The following is a 14,908-nucleotide window of genomic DNA, read 5'->3' as shown; positions in this document are numbered from 1 at the left end:
GTCGCTAGTGGGCAAGGGTGCCTTCCTCCAGGGGTCCACCGAGCACATGGGCGTGCACGTGGAACACGGTCTGCCCGGCGGATGCGCCGGTGTTGAAGATCAAACGGAACTCGGACCCGGAGTGTTCCCCGAACGCTGCCGGGTCGGCCGCGAGCCGGGAGGCGGTCGCCACCAGTTCGGCGAGCAACGCCGGGTCGCCCGCGGCGAGTTCGACGACGTCGCGGTACGCCTGGGTCTTGGGCACCACGAGCAGGTGGACGGGTGCCCGGGGCGCGATGTCGCGGAAGGCGACGACCGCGTCGCTCTCGAAGACGATGTCGGCGGGGATCTCGCGCGCGACGATGCGGCTGAAGACGGTGGGCTCGTCGGAGGTCTCGGACATGCTGCCCATCGTAGCGACGACCGCCGACACGGCCCCGGGGGGCGTCGAGGTCACCAGCGACCGAGTCGCGCGCTCAGCACGGACAGCGCGGCGGGCCCGGCCGTGGAGGTCCGCAGGACGGCGTCCCCGAGGCGCACGGCGCGGGCACCCGCCTCGGCGAGCTGGTGCAGCTCGGCGGGCGACACCCCGCCCTCGGGACCGACGACCACGACGACGCGGCCGGGCACCGCGCCTCCTGCGGTCAGGTCGACCGCCGTGAGCGCCTGCTCGGCCGACGGCTCGAGCACGAGGACGAGATCGCGGGAGGCGCGCTCGGCCAGCTGCCGCGTCGTCGCGAGCCCCGAGACCTCGGGCGACCAGGGACGGATCGACTGCTTGGTCGCCTCGCGCACGATCGACGACCAGCGGGTGAGGCCCTTGGCGACCTTGGGGCCCTCCCAGCGGGAGATGCTGCGCGCCGCGGCCCACGGGACGATCTCGTCGACGCCGAGCTCGGTCGCGGCCTGCACGGCGAGTTCGTCGCGGTCGCCCTTGGCCAGCGCCTGGGCGAGGACCAGCCGCGTCGTCGGCGGTTCGTGCCGGACGACCCGGGTCGCGAGCAGCACCAGCCGCTCGGGGGCCGCCTCGGACACCTCGCCCTGGACCACCAGCCCCCGTCCGTTGCCGAGGGTCAGCGGCTCGCCCACCCGCACCCGGCTGACCGTGACCGCGTGTCGGGCCTCGGAACCGGTCAGCTCGACGCTCGAGCCGACCTCGGCGGCGGCCAGGTCGTCGACCAGGTAGAAGTGCGCCACGATCAGAAGTTCAGGAAGCGGTCGCGCAACTTGCCGAAGAGACCCTGCTGGAAGTGCGACAGCTCGGGCGCCGGGGAGCGGCGACCCGAGGCGAACTTCTCGATCAGCTCGCGCTCCTTGTGGCTGAGCTTGGTCGGGGTGACCACCTGGACGCCGATCTTGAGGTCGCCGCGACCCGTCCCGCGCAGCCTGGTGATGCCGCGGTCCTTCACGGTGAGGATGTCGGCACTCTGGGTGCCGGGCTTGATCTCGACCTCGATCTCGCCGTCGAGCCCGGTGAGCGTCGTCGACGTGCCGAGGATGGCGTCGGCCATCTGCACCTCGAGCGTGGCCAGCAGGTCGTCGCCGTTGCGGCTGTAGGTGTCGTGGTGACGCACCTTGACCTCGAGGTACAGGTCGCCGTTCGGGCCACCGGCCTGGCCGACCTCGCCCTGACCGGGCAGCTGGAGCCGGAGCCCGGTGTCGACGCCCGCGGGGATGTCGATGGGGATCGAACGTCGCGCCCGGACGCGCCCCTGGCCCTGGCACGTCGGGCAGGGGTTGGGGATGACGGTGCCGTAGCCACGGCAGGTCCCGCACGGGCTCGACGTCATGACGTTGCCGAGCAGCGAGCGCACGGTGCGCTGGATCTGGCCGGAGCCACCGCAGATGTCGCAGGTCTGGGGCGAGGTGCCGGGTGCGCAGCACGAGCCGCTGCACGTGTCGCAGAGGACGGCCGTGTCGACCTCGATGTCGCGCTGCGTGCCGAAGACGATGTCCTCGAGGTCGACCTCGAGGCGCAGGAGCGCGTCCTGCCCGCGTTCCCGCCGGGACCGCGGACCCTGACGCTGGCCCTGGCCACCGCCGCCGAAGAACGCGTCGAAGATGTCGCCGAAGCCGGCGGCCCCGCCTCCGCCGCCGCCACCGAAGCCGGGCTGGGGGCCGAGGTCGTAGCGTTCGCGCTGCTGCGGGTCGCTGAGCACGTCGTAGGCGTGCGTGACGTCCTTGAACCGTTCGGACGCGTCGGGGCTGGGATTGACGTCGGGGTGAAGCTCGCGGGCGAGCTTGCGGTACGCCTTCTTGATCTCTTCCGGGGTCGCCTGACGGTCGACTCCGAGGACGTCGTAATGATCTGCCACTGGTTCTCGTCTGCCTCTGGTGTGGTGTGGTGGTCTTCCCGGCGGGGCCGGGCCCGGCGGACCGGGACGGGGATTGGGGGTCGTGGGACGGCCGGGGCCGTGGTGGTCGGCTACCGCTCGGTGAGCAGCGACGACAGGTACCGCGCGACGGCACGGACCGCCGCCATGTTGGTCGAGTAGTCCATGCGCATGGGCCCGAGCACGCCGAGCCTCGCGATCTCGCTGCCCTGCGTCGAGTACCCGCTGGCCAGCACGGACGCCTGGGACAACCCGAACGACGCGTTCTCGCGGCCGATGCTCGCGGCCACGTCGACGGCGTCGAGTTGCATCTCGCCGAAGAGCCGCAAGAGGGCCACCTGCTCTTCGATCGCCTCGAGCACGGGGAAGAGGTCGCCGCTGAAGTCGTCGCCCGTGCGCACCAGGTTCGCCGCACCGGCCATGACGAGGCGGTCCTGACGTCCGGCGGCGATCTGCTCGGTGAGACTCGCGACGACCACGCCGACGACCGCCGCGAGGTCGGGACGGAACCGCGCCGGCAGGTCGGTGAGGGCGGTGGAGGCCTCACCCAGGGGTCGACCGCCGACCGCGGCGTTGATGGCGGCCCGCAACTCGGACAGGAAGGACTCGTCGACGGCGGTGCGGATGTCGACGACCCGCTGCTCGACCTGGCCGCTGTCGGTGATCAGCACCGTCATGACGCGACCGTCGCCCAGGCTGACCAGCTCGACGTGACGCACGCGGGCCCGGGAGAAGGTGGGGTACTGCACCAGGGCCACCTGGTTGGTGAGTTGCGACAGGAGCCGGACCGTCCGACCGAGCACCTCGTCGAGGTCGGTGGAGTCGCCCAGGAACGTCTCGATGGCCTGACGCTGGGCCGCGCTGAGCGGGCGCAGGTCGGCGAGCTGGTTGACGAAGAGCCGGTAGCCCTTGTCGGTCGGCACGCGTCCCGACGAGGTGTGCGGTGCCGCGATGAGCTCTTCTTCTTCGAGCAGCGCCATGTCGTTGCGGATGGTCGCCGCCGAGACGCCGAACTGGTGTCGCTCGACGATGGACTTCGACCCGACCGGCTCACGGGACGCGACGTAGTCGTGCACGATGACGCGAAGCACTTCGAGACCGCGTTCGGAGACCATGACGCACCTCTCTTCGCTCGACGTCCCCCGGGTCGTCCGCACGCCGGGCGACCGGGCCTGGCACTCGACGTGCCGGACTGCCAATCGTACGACACCTCCGTCGCGAGGCCTACTCGGGCCGCACCCGGCTGCCCTAGGGTGGCGGGGACATCCGCAGGACACTCACGAACAGGTGCAGCCATGACCGAGAACCCTCCCGCCCAGCCGAACGGCCCGCAGAACGGCCAGCCCGGCCAGAACGGTCAGCCCGGCCAGCCGTACGGGCAGGGTCTGCCCGGCCAGGGTCAGCCCGGCCAGGGCCAGCAGTCCGGCCCCGGCTTCGGCCAGCAGCCCGGCTACCAGCCGCAGCCCGTCCAGCCGATGCGCCCCGAGGACGAGAAGCTCTGGTCGACGCTCATCCACCTCGGCGGGATCCTCTTCGCGTTCGTCCCCGCCCTCGTCGGTTACCTCGTGTTGAAGGACCGCGGCCCGTTCATCCGGGAGCACACCAGGACCGCGCTGAACTTCCAGATCACGGTGGCCATCGTCTACGTGATCTCGGCGATCCTGTCGATCATCGTCATCGGAGGGGTGCTCGCCCTCGTCGCCGGCATCCTCGTGATCATCTTCTCGATCATCGCCGCCGTCGCGGCCAACAAGGGCGAGTGGTATAAGTACCCGCTGACCATCGAGTTCGTCAAGTAGACGGTCGACCGGCCCGGACGGGCACCACGCGAGGCGCGACTCCCCCGGGAGCCGCGCCTCCTGCGTTCCGGGCCCGCGCCTCCTGGTCGCCACCGCGGGGCGCGGCGGCGATCAGGACGATCGGGACGATCGGGACGCTCAGTCGGGCAGCAGACGCCGCACGACGGCGTCGGCCATGAGCCGCCCCTCGCGCGTGAGCACGACGCGACCCTGCAGGGCCGGACGCCCCTCGACCCAGCCGTCGGCGATGAGGCCACCGACGGCCCGGCGTCCGTCGTCGTCGAGCTCGGAGGTGGGCAGCCCCTCGCGGATGCGCACCCCGAGCAGGACGCGCTCGACCCGACGGGTCTCGTCGTCGAGGGTCTCGCGCCCGGCGGCCGGCGACTCGCCCGCGGCCATGCGCTGCTGGTAGGCGGCCGGGTGCTTGACGTTCCACCAGCGGACGCCACCGACGTGACTGTGCGCGCCCGGGCCGACGCCCCACCAGTCGTGGCCCTGCCAGTACGCCAGGTTGTGGCGGGAACGGTGCTCGACGCCACGCGACCAGTTGCTGACCTCGTACCAGTCGTAGCCCGCGCCGGCGAGCCGGTCGTCCGCGATCTCGTACATGTCGGCCGCGGTGTCGTCGTCGGGCATCGGGACCTCGCCCCGCTTGATCTGGCGGGCGAGCTTCGTGCCGTCCTCGACGATCAGCGAGTACGCGGAGAGGTGGTCGGGCTCCTGCTCGAGGGCGACGTCGAGCGAACGCCTCCAGTCGTCGAGGGTCTCGCCGGGTGTGCCGTAGATGAGGTCGAGGCTGACGTCGAGCCCCGCGTCACGGGCCCAGCGCACCACGAACGGGATGCGCTCGGGGTCGTGCGTGCGCTCCAGGGTGGCGAGAACGCTCGGGACGGCCGACTGCATGCCGAAGCTGACGCGCGTGAAGCCGGCGTCGGCGAGCTGCTGCAGGTACGCGGCGTCGACCGAGTCGGGGTTCGCCTCGGTCGTCACCTCGGCGCCGGGCTCGAGACCCCAGGTGTCGACCATCGCGTGGAGCATCGACGTGAGGTCGCTCGACGGCAGCATCGTCGGGGTGCCCCCGCCGAAGAACACCGAGGAGGCGCGGCGCGGCGGGAGCCCCGCCTCGCGCAGCACCCGGCCCCCGAGCTCGATCTCGGTGACGGCCTGCCCGGCGTAGTCGTCGCGACGAGCGCCTCGCAGCTCGTCGCCCGTGTAGGTGTTGAAGTCGCAGTACCCGCAGCGCACGCGGCAGAACGGGACGTGCAGGTAGACCCCGAAGTTGCGGTCGTCCGCGCCGACGGCGACGGTCTCGGGCAGGCGTCCGTCGACGGGGGCAGGATCGCCGAGGGGAAGGGCTCCGGGCACCGTCAGGCGCCGGTTCCCGCGGCGTCGCCGCGCAGGCCGGTCGGGGGGCGCTCGTCACCGCGGGGGTCGCCGACGCCGGCCTCGGTGTCTTCGACGACGACGACCTCGTCGGTCTGCTCGCCCTTCTCGTTGAGGCTCAGTGCCCTCAGGTACCGCTTCGTGTACTGCGCCTGCGTGCGTCGCAGGAACGGTGCCACGAGGCGCCACTTCGCGCTCGACGGCTTCGAGAACGACCGGATGGAGAGCCACACCGAACCGTCGTCGGTCTGGTCGACGATCCAGGACTCCTCGCCGCTCTCGGGGTGGCCGTCGAGGGTTCCATACGCGAAACCCTTGCGCTTCGGTTCGTCGATCACGTAGACGACGCGCACCGGGGCCTCGACCGTGCGCCCGTAGGCCTCGATGCTCAGCGTGGCCGTCGTGCCCGCCGTGAGGAAGGGCGTGCCGTCGGGCGAGTAGCGCGACTCGTCACGCGCGGTCGCCCATTCGGCGGCGTCGACCGGTTGCCCGTGCTCGTCGAACTGGACGGGCGTGTACTCGCTCTCGTCGGCCGGCGGCACGGTGTCGACCCGGACGCGGATGCCGCTGCGCTCCTGGATCTGCCAGGTCATGGTGGCGATCCAGGCCGCGGCGAAGCGGGCGTCGCCGTGGCCGACGCGGGCCCGGTACTCGGCCGGCTTGAACCCCTTCGGCGGGTACTGCATGAGGTCGGGGGCCTGCGTCGCCCCGACCTCGCCGTAGGTCGTGCGGGTCTCGGTGTGGGTGGCTCGACGCATGGACCCTACTTCTTGTCTTTCTTCTCGACGTCGCCGCTGAGGGCGGCGATGAAGGCCTCTTGGGGCACGTCGACCCGACCGATGGTCTTCATGCGCTTCTTGCCCTCCTTCTGCTTCTCGAGGAGTTTGCGCTTGCGCGAGATGTCGCCGCCGTAGCACTTGGCCAGGACGTCCTTGCGCATGGCCCGGATGCTCTCGCGGGCGATGATCCGGGCACCGATGGCGGCCTGGATGGGCACCTCGAACTGCTGCCTCGGGATGAGTTCGCGCAGCCGGCCCGTCATGAGCACCCCGTAGGCGTAGGCCTTGTCGCGGTGCACGATCGCGCTGAAGGCGTCGACCTGCTCACCCTGCAACAGGATGTCGACCTTGACCAGGTCGGCCTCTTGATCGCCGATGGGCTCGTAGTCGAGGCTGGCGTAGCCCGCCGTCTTCGACTTGAGGCTGTCGAAGAAGTCGAACACGATCTCGCCGAGGGGCATCGCGTAACGGATCTCGACCCGGTCCTCGCCGAGGTACTCCATGCCCAGCAGGGTGCCGCGGCGCTGCTGGCAGAGCTCCATGATCACGCCGACGTAGTCCTTGGGCGCGAGGATGCCCGCCTTGACCATGGGCTCGCTGACGCTCGCGATCTTGCCGCCCGGGAACTCGCTCGGGTTGGTGACCGTGACGGTCTTCTTGTCTTCGGTGGTGACCTCGTAGATGACGCTCGGGGCCGTCGTGATGAGGTCGAGGCCGAACTCGCGGTCGAGTCGTTCGGTGACGATCTCGAGGTGGAGCAGGCCGAGGAACCCACAGCGGAAGCCGAAGCCGAGGGCCACCGAGGTCTCGGGCTCGTAGACCAGCGCGGCGTCGGACAGCTTGAGCTTGTCGAGGGCCTCGCGGAGGAGGGGGTAGTCGCTGCCGTCGATCGGGTAGAGCCCCGAGAACACCATCGGCAGCGGTTCGGTGTACCCGCTGAGGGCCTCGGTCGCGGGCTTGGCCGACGTCGTGACGGTGTCGCCCACCTTCGACAGGCGGACGTCCTTCACGCCGGTGATGAGGTAGCCGACCTCGCCGACCGACAGCCCCTGGCTCGGGACGGGCTCGGGTGACGACACGCCGATCTCGAGGATGTCGTGGGTCGACTTCGTCGACATCATCTGCACCTTCTCGCGAGGGTGCAGGGTGCCGTCGATCATGCGGATGTACGTCACCACGCCGCGGTAGCTGTCGTAGACCGAGTCGAAGATCATCGCGCGGGGCGGTGCGTCCTTGACGCCGACGGGAGAGGGAATGCGGTCGACGACACGGTCGAGGAGCTCTTCGACGCCCATTCCGGTCTTGCCGCTGACCCGCAGCACGTCGGCGGGGTCGCCGCCGATCAGGCCCGCCAGCTCGGCGGCGTACTTGTCGGGGTCGGCCGCCGGGAGGTCGATCTTGTTGAGCACCGGGATGATCTCGAGGTCGTTCTCGAGCGCCAGGTAGAGGTTCGCCAGGGTCTGCGCCTCGATGCCCTGGGCCGCGTCGACCAGCAGGATCGCCCCCTCGCACGCGGCCAGCGAGCGGGAGACCTCGTAGCTGAAGTCCACGTGGCCGGGGGTGTCGATCATGTTGAGCGCGAAGGTCTCGCCGTTGCGCTCCCACGGCATGCGCACCGCCTGGCTCTTGATCGTGATGCCGCGCTCGCGCTCGATGTCCATGCGGTCGAGGTACTGGGCACGCATCGCACGCGACTCGACCACGCCGGTGATGCCGAGCATGCGGTCGGCGAGGGTCGACTTGCCGTGGTCGATGTGCGCGATGATGCAGAAGTTGCGGAGGGACTCGGGCTCGGTCGACGCCGGCTCGAGTGCGCGGGTTGCTTGGGGACTCACACGATCCTCTGGGGGTGGTGGGCGGGGGTACCGCACGATTCTCCCACGCCGGGGCGACGGATCGGGCGTCGGCCCGCGCAGGGCCGCCCGTCGGCAACTCCTGCCCGGTGTCGCGACCGGCACCGCGCCTCCCCGGTCGACGGCTCGTGCCGTGACGGCGGGCAGGACTTGCCCATACCGTGGCCGCACCGGATGCCGTGCGCGCGGGACGCCGCGGTGCGGGCGAGCGGGTGGGCCGGTCGGCGGGTGGGCCAGAGGGGGGCGCGAGCCAGCGGGGCGGTGCGGGCAACTCCTGGCCGGTGCCGCTCGGGCGGTCGGACTCCCCGGCGTCGCGACGGGCGTGCGACGGCAGGCAGGAGTTGCCGACGCGAGCCGGACCGCGAGATGAGCGCGGGACGAGCGCGAGCGCGGGAGGCGCGAGCCGGAACGCGGGACGGGACCGCCGGGCGGGACTGCCGGGCCGAGGGTCAGGCCGCGGTGCCGGGAAGGAGCGCGAGGACGCCGGCGCCCCCGACGACGGCGAGGCCGATCGCCAGGGCGATCAGCGTGCCCACGAGCATGACGGCGGACGAGACGATGCCGACGAGCGCCATGGTGCGACCCTGGGGCTCACGGCGGCGGGACAGGATGCCGAGGACGAGGCCGGCGATCGGGACGACGAAGGTGAAGCCGAAGCCGATCGAGGCGAGGCCGAGGACGAGGCTCCAGACGGCGAGGGGCGAACGGACGCCGGTGCTGGAGGCGGAGAAGGTCGTGTGTACGGGTTGGTTCGTCATGCTCCGAGCCTAGGAAGCCCCTCGCGTCGACCCCAGGGGGCTGACCCCCGGATCTCAGCGGGGGTCGCCCGGCGCCGGCAGTTTGCCGAGCCCCCGGGTGATCACCTCGGGTGACGACGCGAGGCAGACGCGGATCCACCCCTCGCCGCTCCGGCCGAACGCACTGCCCGGCGCGACCGCGACGCGCTCCGACAGCAGGAACCGCTCGGCCCACGCCGCCACGTCGCCCTGCGACGCGTGGCTGACGTCGATCCAGAGGTAGAAGGCGCCGGTGGGCTCGAGGTACCGGATGCCCCGCTCGTCGAGCAGCGTCGTGGCGAGGTCGAGGTTGCTCCGATAGTGCTCGCGGGCGTCGGCCACGGGCTGGTGGTCCCCCACGACGGCGGCGAGGGCGGCGTGCTGGTCGGGCTCGGCGACGCAGCTGATGGCCGCCTCCTGGACCGTGCGCATCGTCTCCGCGAGGCCCTTGGGCGTCACGAGGTAGCCGACTCGCACGCCCGTCATGGCGTAGGTCTTGCTCATCGAGAAGACGCTGAACACCCGGTCGTCGCCGTCGAGCGACGCCAGGCTGACGTGCTTCGGCCCGTAGGTGAAGTACTCGTAGACCTCGTCGCTGATGACCCAGAGGTCGTGCCGGCGGGCGAAGTCCAGCAGGCGCCGCAGCGTCTCCTCCGGATAGACGACGCCGAGCGGGTTCGACGGGCTGTTCACGATGAGGGCACGGGTGCGGTCGCCGACGAGGTTCTCGAGTTCGTCGAGGTCGGGGTGGAAGCCGAGCTCGGGGGCCAACGTGTAGGGCACGGGCACGGCGTCGAGCATGTGGGCGTTCATCGTGAACGTCGTGTAACCGGGGTCCGGCACCAGCACCTCGTCACCGGCCGCGAGCAGCAGTCCCATCGTCTGGTGCAGGGCCTGCGTCCCCCCGACGGTGACCCAGACCTGCTCGAGGTCCACGTGCACGTCGTTCTCCCGGGCGAGTTTGTCCACGAGCGCCTCGCGCAGGGCCGGGATGCCGCCGTTCGGCGTGTAGTCGGTGCGGTCGTCGGCCCAGGCGCGGCGTGCGGCGTCGGCGATGTGGCGGGCGACGGGCACGTCGGGTTCGCCCACCACGAGCATGTCGACGCCGTCGAGCTGCGCCGCGAGCTCGTAGACCCGACGGATTCCGGAAGCGGGCACGGTGGTCATGTGGGGTGCGAGCTGAGGCATGATGGCACGGTACCCCGCACGACACGGCACGCCGACCGCTCGACGTTCGTTGAGAGTCGGGCTCGCTGCTGGTAACGTTGCCTGTTGGCTTGCGCGTTACGTCTGCAGTGGCGGAACGCGATCGCAGCCGAGAGCCGCTCCGGTGGCCATCACCGGCGGCAGCACCGGGTCGACCGATTCACGTCGGTCGGACGCTCGGCTGGCGCACATCGTCCGATACTCAGAATCCAGAAAGTAGTTCACGTGGCAAACATCAAGTCGCAGATCAAGCGCATCGGCACCAACAAGAAGGCCCAGGACCGCAACCGCGCCGTCAAGAGCGAGCTCAAGACCGCCGTCCGCGCCACCCGCGAGGCCATCGCCGCCGGCGACAAGGACAAGGCCACCTCGGCTCTGCTCCTCGCGTCGAAGAAGCTCGACAAGGCCGCCAGCAAGGGCGTCATCCACCAGAACCAGGCCGCGAACCGCAAGTCGTCCATCGCGAAGCAGGTCGGCGCCCTCTAGGCTCCCCTCCCCCGAGCCCCCGGGCTCGACGACGAAGGCCCCGTCTCGATCGAGACGGGGCCTTCGTCGTCCCCGTTCGCCCGCAGGACAGGCGACCGGACGGTCAGGAGGCGCGACTCACGACAGCAGCGAACCGCGCGTCGAGATCATGGTCACCATCCGCTCGAGCGCGTACACCGGATCGCGCTCGGCGCCCTTGACGGCCGCGTCGGTCTCGGCGAGCAGCTCGATGCACCGGCCCAGCCCGTCCTCGGTCCAGCCCCGGAGGTCTCGTTGTGCCCGTTCGACCTGCCACGGGGCGAGTCCGAAGCGCGAGGCGAGTTGACCCGAGCCGCCGTAGGAGCCCTGCACCTTGGCCATGGTGCGGATCTTCATCGCGAACGCCGCCACCACGGGCACGGGATCGGCCCCGGTCGACAACGCGTGGCGGAGCAGGACCAGAGCCTCGCCCTGCTGACCTGCGATGGCCGCGTCGGCCACCTTGAAGGCGTTGGTCTCGACCCGACCCGAGTAGTACTTCTCGACCGTGGCCTCGGTGATCTCGGCCGCGGCGTCGCTGATCAGCTGCTGGCACGCGCTGGCGAGCTCGGCCAGGTCGTCGTTGAAGGCCGTCACGAGCGCCCGGAGGGCCCCCTGCGAGATGCGACGCCGTTCGGCGGCGAACTCGGCGGCCGCGAACTCGAGCTTCTCGGTGTCTTTCTTGAGTTCGGCGCAGACGACCTCGAGCCCGCCGCCGGTGCCGCCCCGGACGGCGTCGAGCAGCTTCTTGCCGCGGACCCCGCCTCCGTGGCGCAACACGAGGGTCGTGTCGTCGGCGGGCGTGTCGAGGTAGCGCAGCGTCTCGGTGAGGAAGGCGTCGGTGCACTTCTCGACGTTCGAGACGCGGATGAGACGTGGCTCGGCGAAGAGCGACGGGCTCGCCAGCGTCACGAGCTCGCCGGGCTGGTAATGGTCGGCCTCGAGGTCGTGCACCTCGAGGCTGGGGTCTTCGGCGACGAGCTGGTCGCGCAGCTGGCGGGAGGCACGGTCGGCGAGGAACTGCTCGGGCCCGCTCACCAGCACCACGGCCGCGGGACGGATCTTGTCCCACCCGACCTGGTCGATCGCGACCGAGGCCTTCTTCGCCGTCTTGCCACTCGCTCGCGCTGCCATGCTGCCTCTCGGACGTCGTCCCACGGACGCGGGGCCCGCCGCGCCTCCTCCGATGCTAGAGGACGCCACCGACGTGTCGGACGCGCGATCTCGACCCGCGGACCCCGCGTGCTCCCGCCAGATCCGCAGGCCGACGTCGCCGCCGTCACGGCCGACGGGCGTGACCGCGGCCTGACCGGCCTCGTCGCTGCGGACCACGACTCCCCCGCCGTCCCGGACCAGGTCGAGCGCGACGTCGGTGGGGTGTCCGTAGGAGTTCTCTGCCCCCACGCCGACCAGGCCGACGCGGGCCGACACCCGCTCGTACAACTCGGCGTGCTGGTCCGCCGACCCGTGGTGCGACACCTTCAGGACGTCGACCCGCCCGAGCCCCTCCTCGCCGTCGGGTGACGAGGCCAGACGGCGTTGGGCGGTCTCACCGAGATCGCCGAGGGCCAGCAGGGAGAGGCACCCGACCCGGCAGGACCCGCCCGGGTCGAGGCGCACCACGAGGCTGGCGTCGTTGCCCGCCGGGGTCGCGGAGGGCGGCCAGAGGAGCCGCCACGTGTGGTCGCCGAGGCGTCCCCGGGTGCCGACCCGCGCCTCCTGGACCTCGGCGCCACCGCCGCGCAGGGCGGTCACGACCTCGGCGTCGTCCGAACGCCCCACGGGCCCGACGAGGGCCGTGCCGACCCGGCCGACGACCGAGCCGATCGCCCCGACGTGGTCACGGTCGAAATGGGTGAGCACGAGCAGGTCGACGTGGCGCACGCCGAACGTCGAGAGGCAGCGGTCGACGGCGGCCTCGTCGTCACCCACGTCGATCAGGGCGACGGCCCGCGCGCTGCGGACGAGCACGGCGTCGCCCTGCCCCACGTCGCACTGGGCGACGACCCAGTCGTCGGGAACGGAGGCGCGGGTCACCACGGTGCGCCCGCCCACCACCCCGACGGTGGCCACCAGCACGCCCACCAGCAGCGTCGTGACGACGGCCCGCAGGCGGCCCCGGGCCCGGGCCACCACGGCGACCACGACGAGGGCCGTCACGCCGACCAGGGAGGCGACGCCGAGCGCCGAGGCGTCCCACCCGACTCGCGTGCCCGGCCAGGTCGACGCCGACCGGGCGACGGCCGCGACCCAGGACGACGGCAGCCACGAGGCCCACGCGACGGTCGCCGCCGTCGCGGGCGCCCAGGGCGCGAGCACGCAGACGACGAGCCCACCCACGGTCGCCACCGGAGCCGCCGGGCCGGCCAGCACGTTCGCGACGACGCCGTGCAGGGCGATGCTCGGTTCGAGGGCGAGCAAGACGGGCTGGCAGGCGAGCTGCGCGGCCGTGGGGACGGCAAGGGCCGCCGCCACGGGTTCGGGCACGAGGCGCGCCAGCAGGGCGGTCAGCGGCCCTCCGAGCACGACCAGCCCCGACGTCGCGAGGACCGACAGGACGAAGGCGAGGTCACGGGCCAACCACGGGTCCGCGAACAGCAGCCCGGCGACCGCCAGCGCGATCACGGGCACACCGGCGATCGGCCGGGCGACGGCGAGGTGCACGAGGACGAGCACCGCCATGACGGTGGCCCGGACGATGCTCGGCTCGGGCGTGACGAGCACGACGAAAGCGACGAGCACGACGACGGCCATCGCGAGCCGCAGCAACCGCGGGACCCTCAGCACCGACCCGACGAGCACCACGAGGGCGACCAGCACGGCGCAGTTCGAGCCCGACACGGCCGTCAGGTGGCTGAGCGACGCCTGCGTCATGTCGTCGTCGAGGTCGTCGGGCACTCCCGACGTGTCGCCGATCGCGAGCCCGGGCAGCAGGGCCCCGCCGTCACCGGGCAGGTCTGCGGCCACGGCGCGGAAGGCCGATCGCAGCCCGTTCGACCAGGCCGACGCCCGCCCGGGCTCGGCGCGGACGCCGAGCGGCTCGACCGCCCGCCCCTCGAACGCGACCGACTCGCCGTACCTCACCGGGCCCAGGACGAGCCGGGCCGACACCCGGGCCCCGATCTCGGCCGACCGGCGACCGTCGAGGCGCGCCCCGAACACCCGCACCGGGACGCGGTCCCCGAGGGCCACGGTCCCCGAGCCGACGTCGAGTCGGTCGACCGACATCGTCAGGACGTCGGCCCGCGCCTCGACCCGGTCGAGCAGGCGCCCCTCGACGGTGACCGCGTGCCCCACCGACGTCGTGAGCCCCGACGGGTGACGACGGTCGTCGCGCACCGCCGCCTGGCCCGTGAGCCCGGCGCACGCCCCGGCGCTCAGGGCCACCACCAGCAGGACCTGCCCGGCCGCGAGGGAGCCCACCCGCGCCACGAGCACGAGGCCGACCGCGACGACGCAGACGACGAGGGCGACGGCGGCCACGACGGGCGACAGCCCCGGCCGGGTCGAGCCCACGGCGAGCCCGACCCACGCCACGGCCACGGGCACCCCGAGCCGCAGGTCGAGGACGCGACCGGGCGTCACACCCGCACCCGGTCGCGCAGCGTCTCGAGCGTCTTCGGACCGATGCCCGGCACCCCGAGCAGGTCGTCGACGCTGCGGAAGCGGCCGTTCTCGTCACGCCAGGACAGGATCGCCGCGGCGGTCGCCGGCCCCACCCCGGGCAGCGTCTGCAACGCGGCGTCGTCCGCGAGGTTGAGGTCGACCGTCCCGCCACCGCCTGCCACCCCGTCGTCCGCGGTCTCACCGACGGCCGGCACCCGCAGCTGCTCGCCGTCGACCAGCACCCGCGCGAGGTTGACCGCTGCCTGGTCGGCCTCGTCCGTGAACCCGCCGGCCGCCGCGACCACGTCGACGACGCGGGCGCCGTGCGGCAGTTCGTACAGGCCGGGCGCCGCCACCCGGCCGTGCACGTGCACGAAGACGACCGAGGCACCCGCGGGAGGTGCGGTGCCGGCCCCTGCCCCGGCCTCGGCCCCGGTGCCCGGCTCGACGGTCACGAGCTCGTCCGCCGCGCCTCCTCGGGTGGCGAAGGCCGACACGGCGACGCTCACCGCCAGCACGACGAAGAGCAGGACGACGACCGCCCCGACCCCCACGCGCCACCGCGGACCACCCGGCTCGGACGGGTCGACGGCGGTGCGGAAGCTGACGGTCATGACCCGTCACGGTACGAGCGGGTGTCCGCCCGCACGGACGACGACGGCCGCCCTGGGGAGCCAGGGCGGCCGTCGA

At 72.2% G+C, this 14,908-nt stretch carries 13 protein-coding genes and 1 pseudogene; 2 read left to right on the top strand and 12 right to left on the bottom strand.

Features of this window, described 5'->3' with window-relative positions; translation table 11 throughout:
- Positions 1-4: 4 nt before the first annotated feature.
- From ARTHRO9V_RS00470 to hrcA, 4 genes are all read right to left on the bottom strand, one after another.
- A complete protein-coding gene (locus ARTHRO9V_RS00470) occupies positions 5-382 on the bottom strand; it encodes a histidine triad nucleotide-binding protein (RefSeq protein WP_159824842.1) in 378 nt (125 codons plus the stop codon).
- A gap of 50 nt (positions 383-432) precedes the next feature.
- The gene (locus ARTHRO9V_RS00465; RefSeq protein WP_123570183.1) at positions 433-1,176 is read right to left on the bottom strand and encodes a 16S rRNA (uracil(1498)-N(3))-methyltransferase; all 744 of its coding nucleotides are present in this window, start codon (positions 1,174-1,176) and stop codon (positions 433-435) included.
- A 2-nt stretch (positions 1,177-1,178) separates the two neighbouring features.
- The gene (gene dnaJ, locus ARTHRO9V_RS00460; RefSeq protein ID WP_159824840.1) at positions 1,179-2,294 is read right to left on the bottom strand and encodes a molecular chaperone DnaJ; all 1,116 of its coding nucleotides are present in this window, start codon (positions 2,292-2,294) and stop codon (positions 1,179-1,181) included.
- Positions 2,295-2,404: 110 nt separating this feature from the next.
- Entirely contained in the window at positions 2,405-3,427 is a 1,023-nt protein-coding gene (gene hrcA, locus ARTHRO9V_RS00455) for a heat-inducible transcriptional repressor HrcA (protein WP_056045687.1), read from the bottom strand.
- 180 nt (positions 3,428-3,607) lie between these two features.
- Here hrcA and ARTHRO9V_RS15680 point away from each other — a divergent pair, with 180 nt between their 5' ends.
- The gene (locus ARTHRO9V_RS15680; protein WP_236556798.1) at positions 3,608-4,111 is read left to right on the top strand and encodes a DUF4870 domain-containing protein; all 504 of its coding nucleotides are present in this window, start codon (positions 3,608-3,610) and stop codon (positions 4,109-4,111) included.
- A 138-nt stretch (positions 4,112-4,249) separates the two neighbouring features.
- Here ARTHRO9V_RS15680 and hemW read toward each other — a convergent pair whose 3' ends face one another.
- The 5 genes from hemW to ARTHRO9V_RS00425 form a co-directional block, all read right to left on the bottom strand.
- Entirely contained in the window at positions 4,250-5,476 is a 1,227-nt protein-coding gene (gene hemW / locus ARTHRO9V_RS00445) for a radical SAM family heme chaperone HemW (protein ID WP_159824838.1), read from the bottom strand.
- Between the two features lie 2 nt (positions 5,477-5,478).
- Positions 5,479-6,252 carry a DUF1990 family protein gene (locus tag ARTHRO9V_RS00440; protein WP_201298892.1) on the bottom strand — a complete coding sequence of 258 codons (774 nt, stop codon included), beginning with the start codon at positions 6,250-6,252 and terminating at the stop codon, positions 5,479-5,481.
- 5 nt (positions 6,253-6,257) lie between these two features.
- Positions 6,258-8,108 (bottom strand): translation elongation factor 4, encoded by a 1,851-nt coding sequence (gene lepA, locus ARTHRO9V_RS00435; RefSeq protein ID WP_056045691.1) that lies wholly within the window; start codon positions 8,106-8,108, stop codon positions 6,258-6,260.
- Positions 8,109-8,575: 467 nt separating this feature from the next.
- Entirely contained in the window at positions 8,576-8,884 is a 309-nt protein-coding gene (locus ARTHRO9V_RS00430) for a DUF4190 domain-containing protein (RefSeq protein WP_159824836.1), read from the bottom strand.
- A 54-nt stretch (positions 8,885-8,938) separates the two neighbouring features.
- Positions 8,939-10,090, bottom strand: coding sequence for a pyridoxal phosphate-dependent aminotransferase (locus ARTHRO9V_RS00425; RefSeq protein ID WP_159824834.1), 1,152 nt, complete (start codon positions 10,088-10,090; stop codon positions 8,939-8,941).
- A gap of 243 nt (positions 10,091-10,333) precedes the next feature.
- Here ARTHRO9V_RS00425 and rpsT point away from each other — a divergent pair, with 243 nt between their 5' ends.
- The gene (rpsT, locus tag ARTHRO9V_RS00420) at positions 10,334-10,594 is read left to right on the top strand and encodes a 30S ribosomal protein S20 (protein WP_043596189.1); all 261 of its coding nucleotides are present in this window, start codon (positions 10,334-10,336) and stop codon (positions 10,592-10,594) included.
- Positions 10,595-10,711: 117 nt separating this feature from the next.
- Here the strand turns inward: rpsT and holA are convergent, their stop codons facing one another.
- From holA to ARTHRO9V_RS00410, 3 genes and pseudogenes are all read right to left on the bottom strand, one after another.
- Complete coding sequence (holA, locus tag ARTHRO9V_RS15675) at positions 10,712-11,746, bottom strand: DNA polymerase III subunit delta (protein ID WP_056047549.1); 1,035 nt, start codon at positions 11,744-11,746, stop codon at positions 10,712-10,714.
- Between the two features lie 660 nt (positions 11,747-12,406).
- Positions 12,407-13,840: pseudogene (locus tag ARTHRO9V_RS15915) on the bottom strand (ComEC/Rec2 family competence protein); the annotation flags it as partial.
- 353 nt (positions 13,841-14,193) lie between these two features.
- Positions 14,194-14,832 (bottom strand): ComEA family DNA-binding protein, encoded by a 639-nt coding sequence (locus tag ARTHRO9V_RS00410; RefSeq protein WP_159824830.1) that lies wholly within the window; start codon positions 14,830-14,832, stop codon positions 14,194-14,196.
- Positions 14,833-14,908: the final 76 nt, after the last annotated feature.

Origin of the sequence: Frigoribacterium sp. 9N, from assembly GCF_902506305.1 — a bacterium.
In the GTDB taxonomy this organism is placed as follows: domain Bacteria; phylum Actinomycetota; class Actinomycetes; order Actinomycetales; family Microbacteriaceae; genus Frigoribacterium.
Note: the sequence above shows the minus strand (reverse complement) of the source record. Positions and strands in the feature narration are given on the sequence as shown.